Here is a 22244-nt window from a genome sequence, read left to right on the forward strand (position 1 = left end):
CTCAGCGCCGCCGGTGAGGGGTGTTCTATGGTTAGCGCCGGAGAGTCGCAACCCCTTTTTTGAAGTTTCTGCGACTTTTTGAGAGAGCCTCCACCAAACCATTTAAAAACAATGCCTTATAGGCCTAATATTGGCACATTTTAGCCTGCGAAGCAGGCTGCGGCAAGGCCTGGGTGCGAAGGGGTGAGCTGCCCTCCGGGCGCACTCCACTATATATTGGGGGCACACCCTAAAAACACACAAGCCGGACACTCCGAAGCGAGTCGGGCGGGCTCGAATCCAATGCCTCAAGCTCCGCGAATCCCGGGATTTTCCCGTTACAACGGCGGCGGCCTGCCCCTCGCCCCGGCCCCGCTCAGCCCCGGCGTCCGGGAAATTCCCGGATGGCGATCCCGCCAACGGTCAGACTGCTGCGGACAGAAGCGGCAAGCTGCACCGCCTCGGCGGTATCGCCGTGCAGGCAGATGGTGTCGATGGCCGCCGGGATGCGCTTGCCGCTTTCGGTGATGATCGCCCCCTCCTGCACCATCTGCAGGATGCGCGGACCAGCCAGGTCCGGATCGTGGATCACCGCCCCCGGCAGCGACCGGTCGACCAGGGTGCCGTCATCATTGTAGGCGCGGTCGGCAAAGATCTCGCCGCACCAGTTACAGCCCAGCTCTCGCACCACGTCCTCCATGGCAGTGGCAGCCAGCACCATGATGATGATGTCCGGGTCGACATCCAGCGCCGCCTCGTAACAGGCGCGCGCCATCGCGTGGTCGACGCAAGCCATGTTGGAGAGCGCGCCGTGCAGCTTCAGGTGCCGCACGCCCGTTCCTGCCGCCTGCGCCATGCCGCGGGCGGCCCCCAGCTGGTAGCGGATCATGTTGGCCAGGGTGCCATGCGGAACCTGCATCTTGCGGCGGCCAAAACCCTGCAGGTCCATGAACCCCGGGTGGGCGCCGATCCCCACCCCGCCGTCCCGCGCCAGCGCCATCGTCCGCGCCATCACATCCGGGTCGCCAGCGTGAAAGCCGCAGGCAATATTTGCAGAGGACACGATATCCAGAAGCGCAGCATCGTCGCCCATGTTCCAGGGTCCGAAGCTTTCGCCCATATCAGCATTCAAGTCGACAGATTTGGTCATGCGCTCTCTCCCGTCGCGAAAGGGTCAGCTTGTGCCGAGACGGCCCCGCTGATCAGTTGAAAAGATAAAAGGTCCCGGATCGCTGCTAGGTCGCGCACCAGCGGGCGGCAGGCTGCGGGAAGGGCCTTCCAGGCTTTTTCATATCTGGCCTGGGCGTCCAGCCCTTCCTCTAGGCCGATCCAGCGGAAGCGCATCGCCGCACCGGCCTGCGCCTGCGCCACCTTGGGCAGGTCGCAAGGCAGCACAGTGCCGATCCGGGGGTAGCCGCCGGTGGTCTGGCATTCGCGCAGCAGCACAAAAGGCTTGCCGTCACCGGTCATCTGCACGTCGCCGGGCAGGATCACCTCGGACAGGATATTGAGCTGGCCTTCGGCAGCAAACCCCTCCCCTTCGGAAACCATTTCCACCCCCATCCGGTTGGCGCGGCTGCCGCGGCTGAAGGCCGTGCCGGTGAAACGGGCGCGGACATCCTCAGCGAACAGATGGCTCTGGAAGCTATCGATGATCCGCAGCTCGCCGCCCTTGAAGCGGTCTTCAGCCGCCAGCACCAGCCCGGCTTCGCTGTTCGGGTCCGGGCCTGCCGTCAGCAGGTCCCCGGCTTCCGCCGCGCGGCCTAGGCCGGCCATCAGGTGAACAGCGCGCGCGCCCAGCGCCGGTTCCGTGGCAATGCCGCCACCCAGATGCAGGTATCCATAGACGCCGGCGCGGGCTGCTCCAATAGTCAGGCGCTGCCCCGCCTCCATGCGGTGTGAGGCATTCCAGATCAGCGCCACGCCATCCAGCGCCGCCGTCATCGGTGCGCCCGTCAGCGCGATGCGCAGAGGGCCAGTGGCTTCGAACTCGCCGCCTATGCCGCCCATCTCTAGCGCCGCCAGGCCCGGATCCTGCCGCAGAAGAGCCGCGCCTTCGGCCAGCGCCAGGGTGTCCGCGGCACCGCCCTGGGATATTCCTTGCCCCAGCAGCCCGGGGCGGCCCATGTCCTGCACCGATGCGGCCGGCCCGATGCGAAGGATCTTGAGGCCGCTCATGCGCCGATCTCCTCAGCAGCCGCGCCGCCGTGCATTGGATCATCTTCGCAAAGTTTGAGGAATTCCGGCTTGGAAACCGGTTCAAACTGCATCTCATCACCGGGACGCAAAGCAAAGGGCTGGTCCGCGCCCGCCTGAAACAGCGTAAAACCGGTCTGGCCGACATGGCGCCAGCCGGTGGGGGCGGGATTGGAGAACAGCACGAACTGGCAGATCGCCTGCACCAGCGCGCCGCGCGGCACCATCGGGGTCAGTTCAGTCTGCCGCGGCAGATCCCATTCCTGCCCCAAGGAGCCGAGGTAGGGCTGGCCGGGCGCAAAGCCGATGGTCAGCACCCGCACCCGCGCCGCACCCAGGCTGTCGATCGCTTGCGCCTCGCTCATCCCTGCGGCATCCGCGGCCTCCGCCAGCTGCGGCGCCAGGTCGGTGCCGTAAACGGTCGGCACCCGCCAGAACCGGCGCCCTGCCGGCAGTGGTGCCTGCAACCAGTCCTGCGCTACAAGCAGTTCCTGCAGCTCCGCCTCCAGCTTCTCATGCGGCAGCAGCGACGGCTCAAACCGGACAAAGACAGAAGCCAGCGAGGCCATGGTCTCCACCACCCCCTCCAGCTTCAGCGTCTCAACCGCAGTGCGATACGCCAGTGCCGCCCGGTTGGAAGCCTCGTTCAGGCTGCCGCCGAAGCTGACCAGAATGCCGCTCAGCCCGGCCCGTCGGACAAGCGGATATGCAGCCGTATCCTGGCTGTCCATGTGTTCACCCCGTCATTTTTGCGGCCAGCGTTGCGGCACGGGCGCGGAGTGTCAACACGTCAGTTCAGGCAGAGCCAGGTGGAACCGGCTGACTGGCCCGCGGCAGTGTTAAAAATCGTCCCAGCCCTGCGCCGCGGGCAGTTCGTTGTGCACCGCAGCCGGTGCCGCCGCGGGACGCTCGAAGGCGACCACCTCCGCACCCGAGAGTGCTGCCGGAGACGTGCCGCCGCTGCCGCTGAACTTGGAGACCTCACGGGTCAGCTGACTGGCGTCAGACGACAGCTGCTGGCTGGCGGCCGACGTTTGCTCCACCATCGCCGCGTTCTGCTGGGTCACCTGATCCAGCTGCGAAACACCCAGATTGATCTCGCTCAGCGATGTCGCCTGCTCCTTGGCGCCGGTGGCAATACTGCTGATATGGCTGGAGATGGTGCCGACGCTGCCAATGATCTCTTTCAGTTCTGCACCAGTGCGCCCCACAAGGTCGACTCCGCTGGCCACCTGCTGCTTGCTTTCGCTGATCAGCTGCTTGATCTCGCCTGCCGCTCCGGCGGAACGCTGCGCCAGCGCCCGCACCTCGGAGGCCACAACCGCAAAACCGCGGCCCGCATCGCCTGCCCTCGCCGCCTCAACGCCCGCATTCAGCGCCAGCAGGTTGGTTTGAAAAGCGATGTCGTCGATCATCCCGATGATCTTGGCGATCTCTTCAGAGGAATTCTCGATCTGCGACATTGCTGCTACCGCATCCTCGACCACCCGGCCGCTGCGCTCCGCTGCAGTCTTCGCCTCGCTCACGATGCCTTCCACCTTCCCGGCGCCTTCAGCCGCGGAATGCACGGTGGAGGTCAGCTCCTCAATGGCCGCCGCCGTCTCCTCCAGCGTCGCAGCCTGGCTTTCGGTGCGCTGCGACAAGTCGCTGGCCGCCTTTGAAATCTCATCGGAGGTGCGCCCCACCGCATCAGACACCAGGGTGACGGCCCCAATTGCCGTTTGCAGCTGCTCAGCAGACCGGTTGAACGCCTCGCCCAGCGCGGCGATGTCTGCCTGTTCCGACAACGTGACCCGGACACCGAGGTCGCCCTGGCTCATTGCCTCCAGCCCGCGGGCAATCTCCTGCAAGCCGCGACGGCGCACGGTTACGTCAGTCGCCACCTTCACCACTTGCACGACAGAGCCATCCGGCCCTGTAACCGGCGCATAGGTGGCCTGGATCCAGATGGTCTCTCCGGACTTCGTCACCCGCGGAAACTGATCCGTAAACACCCGGCCCTGCGCCAATTCCTTCCAGAAAGACTTGTACTCCGCACTGGCCGCCAGATCCGGTGCAACGAACATCGAGTGATGCTTGCCTGTGATTTCCTCAAAACTGTACCCCAGAGCAGAGAGAAAATTGGCATTCGCCGTCAAAATGGTGCCATCAGGCTGAAATTGGATCGTAGCCTGCGTGCGGTCGACCATACCGGCAATAATTTCTGCATTGCTTAGCTGTTCTGCAGGTTTGGCCGCCTTTGATTTGAAAAACATTTATCGCTCCGCACATTCGTGATTCTAAAAGGGTCGCGCAAAGCTAGCGTCAAACCGCCAGAAATTTCTTAACCGGCTCCAAAGCGGTTTTCCGCGCCCCTGCAAGCCCCGCCCAACGCTCAGCGGCACACTTGGCCCGCCGCGGCCTCAGTGCTGCACAGTGCTTGCAAAACCTCTCAGCCCGGCATGGAACGGGTGTCCTGCCGGGGTCCCGCCTTCTGGTCCCCGCTGGCTTGTCTGGCGCCTGACCTGCCGTGGCGATCCGAATTGCCTAGCCCGCGTTCACCACATAAAAAAACAACTTTAAAGTGCATTTTTCTTGATGAAACACACAGGGCATGTACTCTTTCCAGGCAAGCCGCCAGCCCGCCGCAAACAGGGCCGCAGTCAGAAACCGGAATTCCATCCGTCTGCAACAAACCAAGGGACCGCTCGCCATATGACCTACGCCCGGCAAACCGGCACCCGCCAGCCAGCTCTCCGGCTGCTTCCAAAATGCCAGCGCGTCCAAGCCGCAGCAGCCACAATGGTTGCTACCGGATTTCTGTTCGACTACCTGACCCCCCTGGGGGTGGCCGCCGGGCTGATCTATACCGGCGTCGTGCTGTGCACCATCTGGGCAGAAAAACCCGGAACCGCCTATGTCTATGCAGCAGTAGCTTCCGGACTGACAGTGCTAGGCTATGCTCTGTTCCACCGCACCGGCATAAACGAATGGGTCGTTCTGACCAACAGGGGGCTGACGATTCTGGCGCTTTGGGCCTTTGCCTATGTCGTCTGCCGTCAGAAAACCGCTCTGATTTCCCTGGAACGCAAACAGACTGAACTGACGGCGATTCATGACAACAGCGTCGAAGGGATGATCACCTTTGACCCGCAGGGCAAAATCCAGAACTTCAACCGCGCCAGCCAGAAGATCTTCGGTTACAGCGCGGCAGAGGCGGCGGGCAAAAACATCAGCATTCTTATGCCCTCCCTTTACCACTCGGAACACGATGGCTACGCAAGCACCTATTTCCAAACCGCGCAGCCCAAGTTTATCGGCGCCGCCCGCGAGGTTCAGGGACGACGAAAGGACGGCAGCATCTTCCCGTTAACGGTCTCCGTAAGCGAAGTCCGGGTAGGCAATCATATTCTGTTCAGCGGCATCGTCCGCGACATCTCTGAACAAAAGCGCGTTGAGGCAGAGCGGGAAAGTTTCATCGAGGACCTGTCCCGGTCGAACCGCGACCTGGATGACTTTGCCTATGTGGCCTCTCACGACCTGCGGGCGCCCTTGCGGGTGATCGACAATGCCTCCACCTGGCTGGAAGAGGATCTGGCGGACGTTCTGGACGAGGACAGCCGCGAAAACCTGCAACTGCTCCGCTCCCGGGTGACGCGGATGGACCGGCTGCTGGACGATCTGCTGGAATACTCCCGGATCGGGCGTGCGGATGACCAACGTTACCAGCAGCTCATGCGAGGCGACGCTCTGATGCAGGAGGTGCTGATGCTGGTTGACCAGCCGGTCGGCTTCACGATCCGCATCGACCCGGCCTTCAAGGACATCCAGCTCGTGAACATGCCGCTGAAACAGATTTTCGCCAATCTTATCTCCAACGCGATTAAGCACAGTGAAACCGGCACCGGCACTGTGAACGTGACGCTGCAGGATCAGGACGGGAGCTGGACCTTCCTTGTCGCAGACGACGGCCCCGGTATCGCCACCGAATACCATGAGAAAATCTTCCAGATGTTCCAGACACTCAAATCGCGGGATCAGGTAGAGGGCAGCGGTATGGGTCTGGCCATCGTCCAGAAACATGTTCAGCAGGCAGGCGGCTCGATTTCCGTCAGCTCCGCCACGGGGGAAGGGTGCGAATTCAGCGTTACCTGGCCCAAGCACAGGTCCGCCGCAAATGGAGAAAACTGAAATGGAACAATTAACCGGCACTTTCGCCGCGCGCAAGGAACTGCACATCCTGCTGGTTGATGACGATGACGGCGACGCCAAGGCGGTGCGGCGCGCCTTCCGCAAAGCCAATATCGCAAATGAAATCACCCGGGCCGTTGATGGCATCGACGCGCTCAGCGTCCTGCGCGGCACCGGCGGCAAAACCAGGCTGGCGCCCCCCTATGTGGTTCTGGCCGACATTAATATGCCGCGGATGAATGGCATCGACCTGGTCGCTGAGCTGCGCAGCGACCCTGCGCTGCACAATGTGGTGGTGTTCTTCCTGACCACCTCCAAAGACCAGCAGGACATCACGGCCGCCTACAATCTGAACGCCGCGGGCTACATCGCCAAGGAAACCGCAGGCCGCGATTTCCTGCAGCTTGTCAATATGATGGACCGCTACTGGCGGATCATCGAATTGCCCGCAACGGAGACCTGACCCACTAGACCTGCCTCAGCGACCTGGCCCACGTGCCGGCCGCGCTGCAGGCCGCGTCCAGATTGCGGTCCTGGCCGAAACCGGTCACGGTTTTACGCGGTTTCAGATCGTGGTCTCCATCCTCCAGCCAGCTCAGGCTGACCGTCGCGGACAGTGCGTAGCCCTGCACTTCCGCCCTCGTGCCAAAGGGATCGCGGCTGCCTTGGCAGATCAGCGCAGGCGTTTTCAGCTCCTCCAGATGCGCCGTCCGCAACCGCTCCGGCTTGCCGGGCGGGTGAAACGGGTAGCCAAGGCAGAGCAGCCCGCAAATCCGCTCCTCGGCAAATAACCCGTCAGCAATCATACTGGCCACACGACCGCCCATGGATTTACCGCCGATGATCAGCGGCCCGTCGCAGGCAAGCCGGCTGATGGCCGACAGGTATTCCGCCTGCAGCTTCTCCACCTTTGGCGGCGGCCGCTTCACGCCGCCTTTGCGGCGTTCGGCCATATAGCCGAATTCGAACCGCACAACCCGCAGCCCCTGACCTGCAAGACCCGCGGCAATGGCCTCCATGAATGGGGTGTCCATGGCGGCGCCGGCCCCATGCGCCAGCAGAACAGTGGTGCGGCCCGCGCCGCCGCCGGTCAGAAGAAAAGGGCTGTCCATCAAAACATCCTCGCCGGATCATTTACCTTTGGCCACGTGTTCAGACGCCGGCCAGCGCGTCCAATTGCGCCAGAAGTCCGGTGCTGACCTCGATCCCGTCCGCCTCCGCCGCCGCACGTTTCTTCAAGCGCCCGTCGCCCGGCACCCGCGCCGCGCCGTTGCCCTCGATCTCTGCGCAGATGCGGGTGATGTACTCGCCAAACGCCGCATTGCCGAACCGCTCCGGATCAATTGCGATCAGCGTGGCACCACCCTTGATGTTGAGCGCGTCAAAGGACTCCCGCTCCTTGTTGTCGACCGACAGCGTGCCGCCGGCAAGGGCCGCGCCCAGCACCTCGATCATGAAGGCAATCGCCGCGCCCTTGTGCTCGCCGAATGGCAGCAGGCTGCGGGTTTCCAGGATGGCCTCCGGGTCGATGCTGGGATTGCCCGCCGGATCCAGCCCGGCAGGCCGCGGCAGCTCGTGCCCTTCGGCGGCGGCCATGCGGATATCCATCAAGGCCACCATCGAGGCCGCCTGATCCCAGACCACCGGTGCCGCGCCCTCGCGCGGGCAAGCAAAGGACATCGGATTGGTGCCGAACACTGGGCGCAAGCCACCCTGCGGCACCACCATTGACAGCGAATTGATCACCGCCAGCGCCACCAGACCGGCCTCGGCCAGCGGCTCGGTATCAAACCGCAAGCCGCCCAGGTGATGGCAGTTGGCACAGGTAAAGGCGGCAATGCCGTTTTCGCGGGCCAGCGCAATCAGTTCCTGCCGCGCCGCGGCGGCGGCGATCTGATAGTAGCCGTTGTCCGCATCGCCGCGCAGCACGCCCGGAGCGATCTTTTCGATCTTCGGGACGGCGGCGCCATTTGCATAGCCGGAAGAGAAGCTTTGCGCATAGACCGGCAGCATCCGCAGCCCGTGGCTGCGCGGGCCGTCACGTTCCGAACAGGTGACGATCTTTGCGATCAGGTCGCTGCCCGATGCATCCATGCCCGCGGACACAAGAACGGTTTTGGCCAATGCCCGCACTTCGCCGAGTGAGAGCGTTCTTGTCGAAACGGTGGTCATAGACTGAGATCCTGTCCTGGTGCCGGGTCAAAAAGGCGCCGTGGCGCCCGCAGTGACAGGCTTGGAATAAAGCACACCGCTTGGCAACACATTCATCCGGCGCTGCAGCGCGTCCTGGCCCGCGGCAGCGGATCAGGTCTCGAAAACCACCTCAACACGCAAGCCGGGTTTGGCATCGGACAGCTGCAATGCGGCCCCGTGCAGACCAGCGATCGCCGCCGCCAGGCTCAGCCCCAGGCCGCTGCCCGGCGTTGTCCGGCTCCGCTCCAGCCGGTACAGGCGCCGCAGCACCTTGCCGCGCTCTTTTTCCGGAATGCCGGGGCCGTGGTCCCGCACCGACAGGACCGCTGATGCCCCCTCCTGCCGCAGCGACAGGCTGATGGCGGAACCTTCCTGGGTATGGCGGAGCGCATTTTCGATCAGGTTGGCCAGCAACTGGCCCAAAAGCGTGCGGTCGCCGGTGACCGTGGCAGGCGTCTCGGGCAGGCTGAGGCTGAGGCGGCGGCCCTGCTCCTCTGCTGCCGGCTCATAGATCTCGGCAAAGGTTGCGGCCAGTTCGCACAGATCAACCGCCTCGAACCGCGCACGCGGCGCGCCATCCTCCAGCTGGGCAATCTGCAAGAGCGCCTGAAACGTGCTGGTGATACCGCGGGTCTCTTCCAGCGCCGTGCCGGCCAGCACCTGCGCCGCTTGCGGCAGTCCCGGAGTGTCCTGCAGGCGCTGAAGCTGCACCGCCAGCCGCTGAATCGGGGTTTTCAGGTCATGGGCAATATCAGCCGACACCTGCCGCAGCGCCTCGGTGGACTGCTGCTGCGCTTCGGCCATCCGGTTCACGCTGCGGCCGATGCGAGCGATATCGCCCTGGCGGCCCGGCATCTGCGGCACTCGGGCGCCCAGATCACCGGAGGTCAGCGCCGACAGCGTGGTTTCAATCCCTGCCAGCGACCGCGCCGCGCGCCGCGCCAGCAGCACCCCGCCCAGCACCGCGGCGGCTATGGCCGGAAGCAGGCTGAACAGAACCACCCTCAGATAGGTCTGGCGCAACTCCTCCAGCGGCCTGGCGCTTTGCGCAACCGTCAGCAGGCCGCCGTGAATATAGGCGCTGAGCGAAATGAAGCGGCCCGCAATCTCCACCGGCGCCGGGCCCAGCGCCACCACCCGGAATCCCTCCTGCTGCTGCATGATGGCAGCATTGCCCGCCACGATCCGCCCGCCAGGCCGCCGGTAGCTGAGCAGGCGGCGCTGCGGGTCTGTCTCTGCCGTCTCTGCATTGACCAGCGCCGCCAGTGCCGCGGCAGAAGGTGTCGCGCGGAACCCCGCCATGTCCTGCATCAGGCTTTCCCGGATGGCCCGGTCCTGCGTGCCATGCGCCACATAGTAGGTAACTCCGAGGCTCAGCGCGCTGGCCGCAACAAACAGCAGCGACAACCAAAGAGACTGCCGCACCGGCGAGGAGCGCAGCAGGACGCGCGCGCGGGTCACGGCATCATCCGGCAATACGGTACCCCGCGCCGCGCACAGTTTCGATCAGGCCGCTGCCGAAGGGCCGGTCCACCTTGGACCGCAACCGCGAAATATGGGTTTCAACCACATTTGTCTGCGGATCAAAACTGATGTCCCAGACCGCTTCCAGCAGCATGGTCCGGGTCTGCACCCGTCCTTTGCGGCGCAACAGATGCTCCAGCAGGCGGAATTCGCGCGGCAGCAGTTCGACCTCCTGGCCCGCGCGGGTAACCCTGCGGCGGACCAGGTCCATCTCCAGATCCCCTGCCCGCAGAACGGTCTCCTGCTCCTGCAGCCCTGGACGGCGGGCCAGCGCCGCCACCCGTGCCGCCAGCTCTCCAAAGGCAAAGGGTTTCACAAGGTAGTCATCCGCCCCTGCCTCCAGCCCCTCGATGCGGTCGTCCACGCCGCTCAGCGCCGTCAGCATAATGGCAGGTGTCCGCACTCCGGCGCCGCGCAGGGTCTTGATCAGGCTCAGCCCGTCCAGCGACGGCAGCATCCGGTCGATAATCAGCACATCGTAATCCACCGCGGTTGCCTGCAGCAGCCCCTCGCGGCCATCGGTGACCAGATCCACGGTTTGCCCTTCCTCGCGCAGGCCGGCGGCCACATAAGGCCCGGTCGTGGCATCATCTTCTATCACCAGGATCTTCAAGCCATTCCCCGCTTTGCTGCGCCTCCCGGTTCTTACACCGGATCCGGTTTCAGCACACATTACAGATCTGTATAGAATGCGTCAGGCGATTGAAATGAGGGCCTGCCATCTGCCTTGCATCCCTAGTGAAGCAAGGAAACAGAGATGCCCCAGACCAAAGCTCCCAAACGGTTCGCCTTTGCCCTGACCGCCGCCGCCTCAGCAGCAGCAATGATGGCTCTGGCGCCCGCCCCCGCCCTGGCCGTGCCAGCGGGCGGCTATGCCGATCTGGTCGAAACCATTTCCCCGGCTGTCGTCTTTGTCGAAGTCACCGCCAAGGCAGAACCCGCCGCAGACCGCCAGGAAATGCCCAATGACAAGTTCATGGAAGAATTCATGCGCCGCTTTGGCGGGCGCGCACCGGACTTCGGTAACAGCCGCCCGGTCAAGGGCGCAGGCTCCGGTTTCGTGATATCTGATAGCGGTCTGATCGTCACCAACCACCATGTGATCAACAATGCCCAAACCGTGACTGTAACCCTCTCCGACGGCAGCAAGCATGATGCCGAGGTGATTGGCGCCGACCCGCTGACCGACATCGCACTGCTGAAGGTCGATACCGATGCGCCGCTGACCGCGGTGGAGTTCGGTTCCTCCGATGAATTGCGCGTCGGGGACGAGGTGCTCGCGATGGGCAGCCCCTTCGGGCTTGCGGGCACCGTGACCTCCGGCATCGTTTCGGCCACCTCTCGCAACATCAACTCCGGCCCGTTTGACGACTTCATCCAGACCGATGCAGCCATCAACAAGGGTAACTCCGGCGGCCCGCTTTTCAATGCTGAAGGCGAGGTCGTCGGCGTCAACACGATGATCTACTCGCCGGGCGGCGGCTCCGTCGGCATCGGCTTTGCAGTGCCGTCCGATATGGTGCAGAAGATCGTGGCCGACCTCGAAGACGACGGCGAGATCACCCGCGGCTGGCTCGGTGTGCAGATCAAGCCCCTCTCGGAAGACGCCGCCAATGTGCTGGGCCGCGAAGCCGGCAAGGGCGTGGTGATTGAAGGCGTAGAGCCCGGCAGCCCGGCGGCAGAGGCAGGGCTGAAACCCGGCGACGTGGTGCTGCGGTTCGACACAGCGGAAATCAATGAACTGCGCGACCTGACGGCCGCGGTGGCCGTGAACGCCCCGGGTGCAGAAGCGCAGATCGAGGTCCTGCGGAAAGGCAAGGAAGTAACCTTGGACGTGACCCTGGGCGACCGGTCCAGCCAGGACGCCTGACCCTAAGACCCTATCCCTGCCTGGGAAACAGGCAGGGACACCTTCCGGTGATGGCCGTGGTGGAACCGGAGTGTCCGGCGGAAAAGGAACGTCCGCAAGCAACAGAAAACATGGCGACCGAGGCTGCAAAAACTATTTCTAGTTCATTGCAGCCGCACTCTGTGAATAAGATGCTGTTAGTGCATGGAGAAAGGGAAGCCCGTTGTACAGGATCCGCCTGTTTGCCATCCGCCATTCGCGCAGCTTTGAATGGATCTACAAACGCCTGGAAAGCGCCATGATCGCGCTGGACCCGCTTCTTGCAAAGATCGGCTATGACCGGGTTGAGCACCCGGTTGCCTTCGCCGAAAAATGCGTCAAGACCGTGCTGTTCGATTGCAAGATGTGCGGGCAGTGCGTGCTGTCGTCAACCGGCATGTCCTGCCCGATGAATTGCCCCAAACAGCTGCGCAACGGCCCCTGCGGCGGTGTCAGGCCTGGCGGCTTCTGCGAGGTCAAGCCGGACATGAAATGCGTTTGGGCACTGGCCTGGGACGGGGCGTCGCGGATGAAAGGCGGCGCGCAGATTCACACCGTGCTGCCCCCGGTCGAGCGCAACCTCGAAGGGTCGTCATCCTGGCTGCGGGTCAGCCGCGAGAAAGCTGCGCACCTGCGCGAAGCCCGTGAAAAGCGCCGCACCGCCATTGCGGATGCCTTCCCTGGTGCCCGCGAGAACGAGCCCTCCGCCGCACCGCTGGCAGAGGAGCCCGCGCAGGCCGTGAAAGGCAGCAAGTGATGGATCATACTTTGCCCCAACCTTATTCCGCGCCGCCCGAAGGACATGTGTCTCACAGCCGGCTGGAACGGGTGCTGCGCTCCGGACGCTTTGCCATCACCGCTGAACTGAACCCGCCCGACAGCGCCGACCCTGCAGATGTCTATGAGGCCGCGCGCCCGCTGGGCGAGGTCGCCGACGCCATCAATGCCACCGATGCCTCGGGCGCCAACTGCCACATGTCCTCGATCGGTATCAGTGCGCTGCTGACCCGGGCGGGGTATTCGCCGGTGTACCAGATTTCCTGCCGCGACCGGAACCGCATCGCCATCCAGGGCGACGTTCTGGGCGCCGCGGCCATGGGCGTCAGCAATGTTCTGTGCCTGACCGGCGATGGAGTTGGCGTGGGCGACCAGCCGGGCGCCAAACCGGTCTTTGATTTCGACTCCCTGTCGCTGTTGCGCACCATCAAGACAATGCGGGATGAGCGCAAGTTCCTGTCCGGGCGCACCATCAAGAACCCGCCGCAGCTGTTTCTGGGCGCGGCTGAAAACCCCTGCATCCCGCCATATGACTGGCGCCCGGAACGGCTGGCCAAGAAGGTGGAGGCCGGGGCCGAATACATTCAGACCAACTACATCTACGACGTGCCCCTGTTCGAGAAATTCATGGCACGGGTGCGGGGTCTTGGACTGGACAAGAAGGTTTATATCCTTGCCGGGGTCGGCCCACTGGCATCGGCGCGGGCAGCACGGTGGATGCGCTCGAATGTGCCGGGGATCCATGTGCCCGATGCAGTCATCGGCCGGATGGAGAAGGCTGAAAAACCCGGACAGGAAGGCAAGAAGATCTGCGTCGAACTGATCCAGCAGATGCGGGAGATTGCCGGCGTTTCCGGAGTCCATGTCATGGCCTACCGGAAGGAACACGAAGTCTCAGAGATCATACGGGAATCCGGGGTCCTGGCATCCCGCAAGAGATAGCTCCGGCAACCTGTAAGCACGCACCCGCCAGTCTCCGGATTTAGAAAAGGCGCCCGGCGGGCGCCTTTTTCACCAGACCGGGCAGTTCAACCCCCGAAAATTCACATTGCAAATCTTGATCGAGTTTCCACCGGATCTAAATTTACTAATTAAAAATCAAATGCTTGTGCGACCACCCATCCTCCATCGAGCACGAGTTACCACCAAAGCCACAGCGTCCGACAAAAGAAAAGGGCCCGCAAAGCGGTCCCTCGAAACGGCAAAACCTGATTTCGCCAAATTCTATGTGGCACCGGCGGCATCTGGCAGAGATACTAGAACATGCGACAATCCTGGTGGCATGCCCCGGCGCCAAGCCGGGACTTCACCTGACAGTAAGCGCCAATGACACCCGCGGCACTGCCTGTTGCGATGTCTTCGATCCGTCTGTCGTTTGTCCAGTGGCGCCCCTCGTTCCGACGAACATCGAACAGATAGGCAAACTGGGCGCCCACATCCGCCAGCCGATGCTCCAGATCCGGGACCCGGACGGCCGCCTTGTCTAGGCCCTGGTGAACCGGCACCACCAGATAGCGCAGCCGGTCGAGACGACTTCCAACGGCAGACCCGGGGCCAGATCCTCCGGCGCCAGTGAGAAACAGCTGGCAAGCTCCCGCGAGGCGGGGCCGTTCAGCTTTGCCAGGTACAGAGGCTTTCCTTGATCCATCCAAACATCAAACCCGGCCGCACAGCGGGCGGAACGCAGAGTCACTTGGCGGTCTCCCAAGGCAAAGGAGGCAGTCTCAGCCGTTTCTGCGGGCTGCTCCAGGTGATGCAGCACGGCCGCGGCGCCCAGCAAAGGGTGGCCGGCAAACGGAAGCTCCTCTTCCAGATCGAAAACCCGCAGGGGGCGGCTGCCGTTTACGAGGGCGGGCCCTGTCAGAAAGACGGACTAAAAGTGCTTGAGCTCCCGGGTCAGTTGCAGCATCTGCCGGCCGTCCAGTGCCCGGGCCTCGGGGAAAACCGCCAGGCTGTTGCCGGAGAACGGGCCGTCCTAGAAAACATCGCAAAGGACATAGTGCATGCCGCACCCCCGCTGAACTGAGCATCTGCCTGCTGGCTAGCTCAGAAACAGGGCGCGGGGCGAACCATATGTACATGAGCGGGCCTCATGAATATGGGGATCAGCCCGTACTGAACAGCTTTGATTGCTGCGCGCGATTTACTGAAATCTCCTTATGAACCCACTGGCGCAGGGCCTGATACCCATCGGTGGCAGCATTGGCGGGGGTGGTGACCAGCCAGTAGCGGGCGCGGGATTTTACCGGCTTGCCAACGACTTCCAGAAATCCAGCCTCAAGATCATTTTCCACCAGCAGGCTGCGGCCGAGCGCAATGCCCATGCCGCCAATGGCAGCCTGGATGGCAAGATCGGCACGGGCAAAGGCGTTGATGGAGCGTTCGAACTCAATACCCCAGCCGCGGCCGGCAAAATATTCCTGCCAGCTGAAACCGGTGCCGTCGCTTTCGCCGAAACGGTCCACCAGCAGCCGGGCGCCGGGTTGGCGGCAATAGTCCTGCAACGGCACCGGCCCGAGGTATCCCGGGCGGCTGACGGGCAGCAGAACCGCCTGCAGCAGGGGTTCGGAATGCAGCCCGGGATAAGGGCCCAGCCCATAGCGGATTGCCGCCTTGGCCTCGCCTGCGTGCAGATCGACCAGCCGGTCATCCACGTCGACCAGCAAGTCCAGCCCGCTGTCCTGCGCGCGCTGCAGGGCGGGCACAACCCATTTCATCGCCACCGAGGACGAAACCGACAGGCGCAGGCTGCGGCTGGTCTTGAGGTCATGCAGCCGGGTGAGGGCGGTGCGCCAGGCACTACCGCTGTGCTGCGCGGTGTCACACAGAATTCGGCCGGCTTCGGTCGGCATGATCCGGCGGGTGGTGCGGTCAAACAGCGGCAGCCCAAGCGCTTCTTCCAGCGCCTTGATCCTGTGGCTGACTGCAGATTGCTCAATGCCGAGGCGCTCCGCGGCGCGGGTGAAGTTCTGCTCTTCGGCTATTGCCTCCAGCAAGGGTGAGCTCTGGATCAGCTTCGGCAGCAGGCTGTCAGTCTGTTTCATGAATCAGGATCATAGTTATATCAATGTATTCCTGGCAAGGGATGGATCATGCTGAGGGCAATTCATGAAATGGAGCCGAAAGCATGACCCGCACAGAAGCCACAGTCACCGCCCGTATCGTCAATGGTTTTGTCACGCTCAAGGATAGTGGCGACCCGGAGCTTCTGAAGGCCGGGCGCGACGGGTTGAGCGACGAAGACCTGAAGCGCCTTGGCAATGGCGGCGGCGCCCGGCCGCAGGCAATCGGCGGCAATCCTGCTGGCGTTGTGCTGGATGCGGACGGCCTCAGCGACGCGCAAATGCTTGAAATTGCGCAGAAGGTCGGCCTGTCCGAAACCGCCTTCGTGTCCCGATCCAAAACTGAAGGGTTCAAACTGGATTTCTTCACTCCGACGCGCCGCATTGCCCATTGCGGCCATGCAACCATCGCCACCTTCAGCTATCTTGCTGAGCTCGGACGGGTGAGTGAGGGGGGGACCTCGAAAGAGACCGTGGACGGCCCGCGCAAGATCATCATCCGGGATGGCGCCGCCTATATGGAGCAGCTGGCACCGCGCTACGAAGACCCGTCTGAGTGGGCGGACCGGGGCGTTCAGGAACAGGATGTGCTGAACGCACTGGGGCTGGCGCTGGAGGATCTGGATCCGCGCTTCTCTCCCAAGCTGGCCAATACCGGCAACAGTTTTGTTCTGGTTGCAGTCAAAGACGGTGCCGCGCTCAAGGCGGTGAAACCCGGCATTGCGCAGATCGAGGCCATCAGCGAAGCCTTGGATCTGATCGGCTTTTACGTGTTCACGCCGAATCCCGGTGCTACTTCTGCTGACGCCACCGCTCGCATGTTTGCGCCGCGTTACGGCATCAGCGAAGAATCGGCCACCGGCATGGCAGCCGGACCGCTGGCCTGCGCGTTGTATGACCACCTCGGCGTGCGCAGGCCAACGCTGCTGATCGAGCAGGGCCACTTCATGGAGCCCGCTTCGCCCAGCGAGATCACGGTTGAACTGAACCTCGACGCAGGCCGGGTCATCGGGCTGATGGCCGGCGGCTACGGTGCGGTGATGAAGGAGCTGCAGATCAAGCTGGATCAAAGCCCGGTACCGGCAGCGGGAGGGGGAAATGATTGATCTTTACGGATGGACCACCGGCAACACCTACAGGGTGCTGATCGCTCTGGAGGAAACCGGGCTTCCTTACCGGGCCGTGCCTGTGAACCTGCGCGAGCGGGATCAGGACAGGCCGGGGTTCCTTGCCCTCAACCCGATGGGCCAGGTGCCGCTGATCATCGACAGCGAAGGCCCTTACGGCGCCCAGATCACCCTGAGCCAATCCTTGGCGATCCTACTGTATCTGGCCGAAAAGTCCGGCCAGCTGCTGCCAGCCGCCCGGGCGGACCGCGCCCACGCGCTTGAAGCCCTGAGCCTAGTGATGACCGACCTGGTGGCACCCGTCAATTTCGGGCTCAGCCTGGAGCGCGAAGAGGGCAGCAGCGCCGGCCAGGCCTTTGGCGAGGCGCGGGCAACGCGCGCGCTTGCGGCCATCGAGCAGCGACTCCGCATCTGCAGTTTCCTCGGAGGCACCCGTTTCGGAGCGGCGGACTGTGCCGCTTTTCCCATGATCCACCTGCTGGGTACCGGCCGCCTTAAGGACTTGCCGGCCACCCGGCGCTGGTACCATGAGGCGCAGGATCGCCTCCCGGTGCAGCGCGCGCTTGCAGCGGTTTTCTAACGTGATGAAAGGAGAGTAACATGTGTGGCAATCATCAGAGCTTCGACGCTTATGCCTTTTCCAGGCAACCCGGCTTTGACGAAGCGGCGGTGCGCAAGGAATTCGCCAAGGCAGTGCCGCTGAAAACCGTGGTCGTCTATTGCTATGACCCGCGCATCGCCCAAGTGCCGCGGCTGGTCGCCCACGAGTTCGGTCAGACACACCCCGGAGAGATTGTCACCGACGGCAATGGCAGCAAGATCGCTTCGACCACAAATGTCTTCGAGGTTTGTGTGGCTGGAGGCCGGGCTTATGACGCCCTGCGGTCCGTCACAGTGGCGCAGCACCTGTTCGGAATCGAAAACATCGTCATCGTTCACCACACCCATTGCGGCGCCACTTCGTTCACCAAAGAGGGGATCATTGACGCCTACAAGCAGGAACATGGTGCCGATATTGAACAGCTTTACCCGGCAGAAAGCATTTGCATCAGCGACTACACTGCCTCCCTTGAGCATGATGTCCTATTGATGCGGGACTTCGCCGGAACCCCCAAACACGCCAACATCTACGGTTACATGTACGACATCGACGAGGAAAAGCTGATCAAGGTCGCGCAGTCGCTGGCCGCTTGACTTTTCGGGCCGGCGGCAGAGCTGTCGGTCTGCTGCAGCGCGGAAAGGATATTGCGTTGGCCACTTGCCAAAATTGGAGGCTGGCATGAGAGAACAGGATGTTGAAGACTGGCTGAAGGCCTATGGCAGGGCCTGGATCGTAGGCGACCCGGACGAGGCGGCCGCCCTGTTCACGGTAGCTGCAGAATACCATGAGACCTCGTTCAGCGAACCGCTGACGGGCCGGGATCAAATCAGGCAGTATTGGCAAGAAGGTGCGGCAGACGCGCAGGAGGAAGTCAGGTTTTCAGCGCAGATCTGGGCTATTACAGGGAGCACAGCAATTGCAGGATGGCAGGCCGCATTCAGGCGCAAAGCCTCTGGGAGGCTTGTAAAACTGGACGGGGTATTCCGGTTAGTCTTTTCCAGTTCCCGGAACGGCGTGATCTGCAACCGCCTGGAGGAATGGTGGTACCGAAGCGAGAGCCAGAGCTGATTGGCAACGCTCTGGATTCTCGGGCCAAGCTACCTGCCAATGTCCGATATCGCGTGCTGCGTTGCAGCGCCGGCCATCCCCACTCAATGTCCGCAAAGGGCCGGCAGTTCAGTTGGAAATGACTGTTGGGTGAAACTTCGGAACATGTATGTTGTGGCTAGTTCAGACGACCAACGACAGCCTCTTATCGGACACGTGAACTTGGGCTTCGACCCCCCAGTCAAAAGGCAGGAAATCCTGCTCGATCCCGTCGGCAAAGATGACCCCGCCTTCATTGATCCGGGACAAAACGGTGAGGTTGGCGTCTCGCGCAATTTCACCCGCCGCGATGTCACACCCTGAGGTCCGGCTGGGCCAGGGTTCGCGTGCGAAAAACGCTGCGCGACTGTCTTCGGGGGAGATCTCAAAACTGCGGTGGGTTGCTGTCATGATCGACTTGGCCCAGCCGGTCAGACCAGTGCCCGTTGCAACGATCAGTCCGGAAGAGGATTGAAACTCTTCCGAGCCTCCAGCCTGCACGACATAGCGGGCAGACTGGTGCGATCGGTGCCCGAAAAATAACTCGTTCAAGGCGAGCAAAGAAAGGCCTTCGCCAGTATTAGCCTCGACCATAGACCGCGCCTGGATATCCACATCTGCATGCGCTGCCCCCCTCAAAAGAGCAGGCAGGGCGTCGACACTGTGCCGAGCCAACACACCTTCGGACGACACCGGATCAGGCGTGACTCCGACAACTAACTGACCATCAAGATACTTGGCCAGGTTGGCCACCAACCCATCCTGGCCGACCGGCACAATGATGTCATTGTCGCTGAACAGGAACCGGCTCAAATCTTCACGCATGACCTGAACAAATGACCAATCCTCTGGGATGGCGTTTCTTGCGGCCGTGAGGGCGCGCGACTGCAATGCATCCCGCACCTCCAGACCCTCAATCTTCTGACCGCGGGTCGACAGGAAGAACTCGGCCTGTCCCCGTGTGCCGTGATTGGCCAACAGGGCAGCGTATTCGGTCTCTCTGCTGACCAGCACGACACGTGGGTTCAGGCTGCTCATTTTACGTCTCCGCCCTTTGCGCACCCAACAGCAGCTTTGCCTGTTGCGCAATGCTGGCCAACATGTCCGGGCTGACGTTCAGACTGTCGATCTTTTCCAGCTTGCCGGCAAATTCCTGCGCGGCCAGTGCGAACATCACCGCAGGGGGCACCTCAGCAATTGCAGCCATGCGAGCCTTTTCCATGTCGGCTGCAGCCTGTTCGACTGCCCTGATCCGCTTGGCTTCGGCTTCGGCCTCAATGATTTTGGCCTCGCTGTCTGCCTCGACCATGATCCGCTTTGCGGCAACCTTGGCTTCGGCTTCGGACCGGGCATTGGCGTCTTCACGAGCAATCAGGTCCTTTCGGCGCGCCGCCAGCTCGATCTGGTTCTGCAGCTCGTTTTCCGCAATCGCCCGCTCCTTGTCGACGGCCAAAGCGCGGCGCGAAAAGGTCGCTTCATCCGCCTTCTGCTGCAAGCTCTCGAACGTGGGAGCCTGCAGGGCCCGGAACAATTCGGAGCTTGGGGAAAGCGCCGACACGCGAATGCTGACGACCTCCAACCCCATCGCGTCCAGTGATGGATCAGCGTCAAATCCGGCGGAAATGGCTGCCTGCAGGGGCGACAACCCGGCCTCCAGCAAATCGCGCACACCTTTGTCCTTCAGGTAGGCATCGGCGAATTCACGCACCAGCCCGTTCAGAACGGAATTGATCTGTTCCTCTGGCTTGCCCAGGCGGATACCCCTGTTGATGTCGATCCCGAAATCCACACGAGAAGCAATCTTGTCTGCGTCAGACACACGCCAGACGACAGAGCCCTGAACGGCCAGGTCCTGATAGTCCGACGACTGCCCCTTGATCATGAAGATCAATTCGCGATCATTCATCGGAATTTCGGTGAGGGATGCGCCGTTGGGATCGAACCAGAAAGACAGACCACGCCCGGATTTCTTAAGAACTCCCTTGCGGAAGTATTGAATGTGCTGCGACGCTTCTGCCCGCAACTGGTTGGCGACCACATAACGTTTGATCTGTGCCATCAATCCTTCTCCTCTGGCTTTTCTTGGTACAATTCGGCAGGGCGGTAGGCGCCGCCGGTTTCAAACTCACCTGTTGGGATGATCATTCCGCGATCCAGCAACTTGCGCCGGAACGGGGGTTTCCTAAGTTCCTTGCCCAAGATCGCCTCATGCACCTCCTGGACCTCCCGCAAGGTAAACTTGTCTGGCAGAAGGGCATAGCCGATCCGTGAATAGTCCAGTTTGCCGCGGAGCCGTTTGACCACGTCGCCCAAAACATCTGCGTGATCGAAGGCAAGCGTCAAAGCCTGCCCATTTTGAAACACCTGTGCTGACCCGCCGGTTTCGCCTTCCCAATCTACACAAAGCGTGGCAAGCGATTGGCCGGATAGTGCTGCCGCGGGGCAAAGGGCCAGGTAGACAATACTGATCACCCGGCCACGTGGGTCCCGGTCAATCTTGCCGTAGCTGGCAAGTTGTTCGAAATGGATGTTCTGCACCCCGACCTTTTCGGCCAGCACCCGTTCCACCGTCTGCTCCAGTGACTGATCAACTTGAACAAACCCGCCTGGCATCGCCCAGCCGGGGACGTCATCCTCCGGCCGGTCAACCAGCAGAACTTTCAACTGACCGTCAACGACCGTCATGATCGCAAGGTCAACGGCAACACTGGGTTTTGCATACTTTTCAAGGTTCGACATATCTTATATCCAAGTTAGTAATAACCTAAATAGTTATTACACAAAGTGGCGTCAACCCCAATAACGTGATGCGGTCCTTTTCCAGTAGATGCGTCAGTCCGGGCCAGTTGCTGCTCGCGGAGCAAAAAATACGGCACGACACTTCAACGACGGCTATGACGGGCCGCGCTGCAACAAGTCGATCGGACGGTCGAAGTCCGGTTTGGGCCGATCATACAGAACCGCCCGTTTGGGTAAGATCTCGACCACCTCAGCTATGGCCAACACGTCTTCCAGTTCAACGCAGAGATACCGTACGGCGCTATCCATCTTGGTGCGGCCCAGCGGGAGCTGAACCGCTCGCAGGTTGCCCGTCTTGCGATGGATATGGGCGACTTTGGTCCGGCGCATCGAATGCGTGCCGTACGATGTTGGGTCTAACCCGATGGTTTTCACCCATTCCTGCAAGAGGCGAGCGTATTGGCGCGTCGAGATGTGCGGCCGTTCGTAGAATCTGCGCGGCCAAAGGAATTCGGAACCGATCATGATCGGTTCCTCCATCCAGTGCAGGATCGAATTGCGCGTCTCTTCGGTGATCTCGAAACGAACCGGCCGCTTGGTCTTGCTCTGAATGATAGACGCCCGTTCCTTGACCTGACCGGAGGCATAGATGTCGGCAACCTTTAGAGTGACGAGTTCGCAGCCACGCAGCTTGCTGTCGATGGCCAGGTTGAAAAGTGCCAGGTCGCGATGGTTCATTGCGATTTCCAGCCGCACCCGGATGGCCCGGACATGTTTGGGCATGAGGGGACGCTTCTGGCCGACGACGCGGCCCTTGTTCCAGGCCGGTCGGCAGGCGCGAATAGCAGGCAAGTTGGCGATGGTTATGATGTTTCTCTCATCCGCCTCAGCGCCAACCCGAC

General features: G+C 62.2%; 23 protein-coding genes. 9 read left to right on the forward strand and 14 right to left on the reverse strand.

The genetic code is table 11. From position 1 onward, the window contains the following. Window positions 1-355: 355 nt before the first annotated feature. From RA26_RS04470 to RA26_RS04485, 4 genes are all read right to left on the reverse strand, one after another. Entirely contained in the window at window positions 356-1129 is a 774-nt protein-coding gene (locus tag RA26_RS04470; protein ID WP_039180547.1) for a LamB/YcsF family protein, read from the reverse strand. Beyond that, window positions 1126-2157: a 5-oxoprolinase subunit C family protein gene (locus tag RA26_RS04475; protein ID WP_039180548.1), complete on the reverse strand. Its 1032-nt coding sequence runs from the start codon at window positions 2155-2157 to the stop codon at window positions 1126-1128. Before RA26_RS04475 ends, RA26_RS04470 begins: the two co-directional genes overlap by 4 nt. After that, window positions 2154-2906 carry a 5-oxoprolinase subunit B family protein gene (locus tag RA26_RS04480; protein WP_039180549.1) on the reverse strand — a complete coding sequence of 251 codons (753 nt, stop codon included), beginning with the start codon at window positions 2904-2906 and terminating at the stop codon, window positions 2154-2156. Before RA26_RS04480 ends, RA26_RS04475 begins: the two co-directional genes overlap by 4 nt. Window positions 2907-3014: 108 nt before the next feature. Further along, window positions 3015-4430 carry a methyl-accepting chemotaxis protein gene (locus tag RA26_RS04485; protein WP_039180550.1) on the reverse strand — a complete coding sequence of 472 codons (1416 nt, stop codon included), beginning with the start codon at window positions 4428-4430 and terminating at the stop codon, window positions 3015-3017. A gap of 439 nt (window positions 4431-4869) precedes the next feature. Here RA26_RS04485 and RA26_RS04490 point away from each other — a divergent pair, with 439 nt between their 5' ends. Together RA26_RS04490 and RA26_RS04495 are read left to right on the forward strand one after the other, a co-directional pair. Beyond that, window positions 4870-6345 carry a sensor histidine kinase gene (locus tag RA26_RS04490; RefSeq protein WP_241482580.1) on the forward strand — a complete coding sequence of 492 codons (1476 nt, stop codon included), beginning with the start codon at window positions 4870-4872 and terminating at the stop codon, window positions 6343-6345. A 1-nt stretch (window position 6346) separates the two neighbouring features. Then, complete coding sequence (locus tag RA26_RS04495; protein WP_039180551.1) at window positions 6347-6808, forward strand: response regulator; 462 nt, start codon at window positions 6347-6349, stop codon at window positions 6806-6808. 4 nt (window positions 6809-6812) lie between these two features. Here the strand turns inward: RA26_RS04495 and RA26_RS04500 are convergent, their stop codons facing one another. From RA26_RS04500 to RA26_RS04515, 4 genes are all read right to left on the reverse strand, one after another. Beyond that, window positions 6813-7457: an alpha/beta family hydrolase gene (locus RA26_RS04500; RefSeq protein ID WP_052272305.1), complete on the reverse strand. Its 645-nt coding sequence runs from the start codon at window positions 7455-7457 to the stop codon at window positions 6813-6815. 40 nt (window positions 7458-7497) lie between these two features. Then, on the reverse strand, window positions 7498-8517 hold the full coding sequence (locus RA26_RS04505) for an Ldh family oxidoreductase (RefSeq protein ID WP_039180552.1): 1020 nt from the start codon (window positions 8515-8517) through the stop codon (window positions 7498-7500). 132 nt (window positions 8518-8649) lie between these two features. Then, window positions 8650-9999, reverse strand: a complete 1350-nt coding sequence (locus tag RA26_RS04510) for a sensor histidine kinase (RefSeq protein ID WP_039181004.1) — start codon at window positions 9997-9999, stop codon at window positions 8650-8652. A gap of 4 nt (window positions 10000-10003) precedes the next feature. Continuing rightward, window positions 10004-10675 carry a winged helix-turn-helix domain-containing protein gene (locus RA26_RS04515; protein WP_039180555.1) on the reverse strand — a complete coding sequence of 224 codons (672 nt, stop codon included), beginning with the start codon at window positions 10673-10675 and terminating at the stop codon, window positions 10004-10006. 144 nt (window positions 10676-10819) lie between these two features. Between RA26_RS04515 and RA26_RS04520 the strand changes: the two genes are divergently transcribed. From RA26_RS04520 to RA26_RS04530, 3 genes are all read left to right on the forward strand, one after another. Next, window positions 10820-11932, forward strand: a complete 1113-nt coding sequence (locus RA26_RS04520; protein ID WP_039180557.1) for a Do family serine endopeptidase — start codon at window positions 10820-10822, stop codon at window positions 11930-11932. Between the two features lie 202 nt (window positions 11933-12134). After that, the gene (locus tag RA26_RS04525) at window positions 12135-12707 is read left to right on the forward strand and encodes a methylenetetrahydrofolate reductase C-terminal domain-containing protein (protein ID WP_039180560.1); all 573 of its coding nucleotides are present in this window, start codon (window positions 12135-12137) and stop codon (window positions 12705-12707) included. A 47-nt stretch (window positions 12708-12754) separates the two neighbouring features. Further along, window positions 12755-13669, forward strand: a complete 915-nt coding sequence (locus tag RA26_RS04530) for a methylenetetrahydrofolate reductase (protein WP_241482581.1) — start codon at window positions 12755-12757, stop codon at window positions 13667-13669. Window positions 13670-14210: 541 nt separating this feature from the next. Here the strand turns inward: RA26_RS04530 and RA26_RS23400 are convergent. Further along, a complete protein-coding gene (locus RA26_RS23400; protein WP_152612566.1) occupies window positions 14211-14591 on the reverse strand; it encodes a PhzF family phenazine biosynthesis protein in 381 nt (126 codons plus the stop codon). 241 nt (window positions 14592-14832) lie between these two features. Then, entirely contained in the window at window positions 14833-15771 is a 939-nt protein-coding gene (locus RA26_RS04540) for a LysR family transcriptional regulator (protein ID WP_039180565.1), read from the reverse strand. Between the two features lie 83 nt (window positions 15772-15854). On the opposite strand from RA26_RS04540, the gene RA26_RS04545 reads away from it, so the two are divergent. The 4 genes from RA26_RS04545 to RA26_RS04560 all read left to right on the forward strand — a co-directional run bounded on the left by RA26_RS04545 (window position 15855) and on the right by RA26_RS04560 (window position 18585). Beyond that, entirely contained in the window at window positions 15855-16895 is a 1041-nt protein-coding gene (locus RA26_RS04545) for a PhzF family phenazine biosynthesis protein (protein ID WP_082015756.1), read from the forward strand. Next, window positions 16888-17496, forward strand: coding sequence for a glutathione S-transferase family protein (locus RA26_RS04550; protein WP_039180568.1), 609 nt, complete (start codon window positions 16888-16890; stop codon window positions 17494-17496). Before RA26_RS04545 ends, RA26_RS04550 begins: the two co-directional genes overlap by 8 nt. 20 nt (window positions 17497-17516) lie before the next feature. Further along, window positions 17517-18110 (forward strand): carbonic anhydrase, encoded by a 594-nt coding sequence (locus tag RA26_RS04555; protein ID WP_039180570.1) that lies wholly within the window; start codon window positions 17517-17519, stop codon window positions 18108-18110. An 85-nt stretch (window positions 18111-18195) separates the two neighbouring features. Then, entirely contained in the window at window positions 18196-18585 is a 390-nt protein-coding gene (locus RA26_RS04560; RefSeq protein ID WP_039180572.1) for a nuclear transport factor 2 family protein, read from the forward strand. A 162-nt stretch (window positions 18586-18747) separates the two neighbouring features. On the opposite strand, the gene RA26_RS04565 is transcribed toward RA26_RS04560, so the two are convergent. The 4 genes from RA26_RS04565 to RA26_RS04580 all read right to left on the reverse strand — a co-directional run bounded on the left by RA26_RS04565 (window position 18748) and on the right by RA26_RS04580 (window position 22209). Further along, window positions 18748-19641, reverse strand: a complete 894-nt coding sequence (locus RA26_RS04565) for an inorganic polyphosphate kinase (protein WP_039180573.1) — start codon at window positions 19639-19641, stop codon at window positions 18748-18750. Window position 19642: 1 nt separating this feature from the next. Beyond that, on the reverse strand, window positions 19643-20662 hold the full coding sequence (locus RA26_RS04570) for an SPFH domain-containing protein (protein WP_039180576.1): 1020 nt from the start codon (window positions 20660-20662) through the stop codon (window positions 19643-19645). After that, window positions 20662-21342, reverse strand: coding sequence for an NUDIX hydrolase (locus RA26_RS04575; protein ID WP_039180579.1), 681 nt, complete (start codon window positions 21340-21342; stop codon window positions 20662-20664). Before RA26_RS04575 ends, RA26_RS04570 begins: the two co-directional genes overlap by 1 nt. 153 nt (window positions 21343-21495) lie before the next feature. Next, a complete protein-coding gene (locus tag RA26_RS04580) occupies window positions 21496-22209 on the reverse strand; it encodes a tyrosine-type recombinase/integrase (RefSeq protein WP_152612567.1) in 714 nt (237 codons plus the stop codon). Between the last annotated feature and the right edge of the window lie 35 nt (window positions 22210-22244).

This window comes from Leisingera sp. ANG-M7 (genome assembly GCF_000813965.1).
In the GTDB taxonomy this organism is placed as follows: Bacteria; Pseudomonadota; Alphaproteobacteria; order Rhodobacterales; family Rhodobacteraceae; genus Leisingera.

Excerpts from the sequence above, each read along its gene's own strand:
- RA26_RS04470 (WP_039180547.1), bottom strand. The coding sequence starts at position 1,129 with ATGACCAAATCTGTCGACTTGAATGCTGATATGGGCGAAAGCTTCGGA.
- RA26_RS04475 (WP_039180548.1), bottom strand. The coding sequence starts at position 2,157 with ATGAGCGGCCTCAAGATCCTTCGCATCGGGCCGGCCGCATCGGTGCAG.
- RA26_RS04480 (WP_039180549.1), bottom strand. The coding sequence starts at position 2,906 with ATGGACAGCCAGGATACGGCTGCATATCCGCTTGTCCGACGGGCCGGG.
- RA26_RS04485 (WP_039180550.1), bottom strand. The coding sequence starts at position 4,430 with ATGTTTTTCAAATCAAAGGCGGCCAAACCTGCAGAACAGCTAAGCAAT.
- RA26_RS04490 (WP_241482580.1), top strand. The coding sequence starts at position 4,870 with ATGACCTACGCCCGGCAAACCGGCACCCGCCAGCCAGCTCTCCGGCTG.
- RA26_RS04495 (WP_039180551.1), top strand. The coding sequence starts at position 6,347 with ATGGAACAATTAACCGGCACTTTCGCCGCGCGCAAGGAACTGCACATC.
- RA26_RS04500 (WP_052272305.1), bottom strand. The coding sequence starts at position 7,457 with ATGGACAGCCCTTTTCTTCTGACCGGCGGCGGCGCGGGCCGCACCACT.
- RA26_RS04505 (WP_039180552.1), bottom strand. The coding sequence starts at position 8,517 with ATGACCACCGTTTCGACAAGAACGCTCTCACTCGGCGAAGTGCGGGCA.
- RA26_RS04520 (WP_039180557.1), top strand. The coding sequence starts at position 10,820 with ATGCCCCAGACCAAAGCTCCCAAACGGTTCGCCTTTGCCCTGACCGCC.
- RA26_RS04540 (WP_039180565.1), bottom strand. The coding sequence starts at position 15,771 with ATGAAACAGACTGACAGCCTGCTGCCGAAGCTGATCCAGAGCTCACCC.
- RA26_RS04545 (WP_082015756.1), top strand. The coding sequence starts at position 15,855 with ATGACCCGCACAGAAGCCACAGTCACCGCCCGTATCGTCAATGGTTTT.
- RA26_RS04550 (WP_039180568.1), top strand. The coding sequence starts at position 16,888 with ATGATTGATCTTTACGGATGGACCACCGGCAACACCTACAGGGTGCTG.
- RA26_RS04555 (WP_039180570.1), top strand. The coding sequence starts at position 17,517 with ATGTGTGGCAATCATCAGAGCTTCGACGCTTATGCCTTTTCCAGGCAA.
- RA26_RS04560 (WP_039180572.1), top strand. The coding sequence starts at position 18,196 with ATGAGAGAACAGGATGTTGAAGACTGGCTGAAGGCCTATGGCAGGGCC.
- RA26_RS04565 (WP_039180573.1), bottom strand. The coding sequence starts at position 19,641 with ATGAGCAGCCTGAACCCACGTGTCGTGCTGGTCAGCAGAGAGACCGAA.
- RA26_RS04570 (WP_039180576.1), bottom strand. The coding sequence starts at position 20,662 with ATGGCACAGATCAAACGTTATGTGGTCGCCAACCAGTTGCGGGCAGAA.
- RA26_RS04575 (WP_039180579.1), bottom strand. The coding sequence starts at position 21,342 with ATGTCGAACCTTGAAAAGTATGCAAAACCCAGTGTTGCCGTTGACCTT.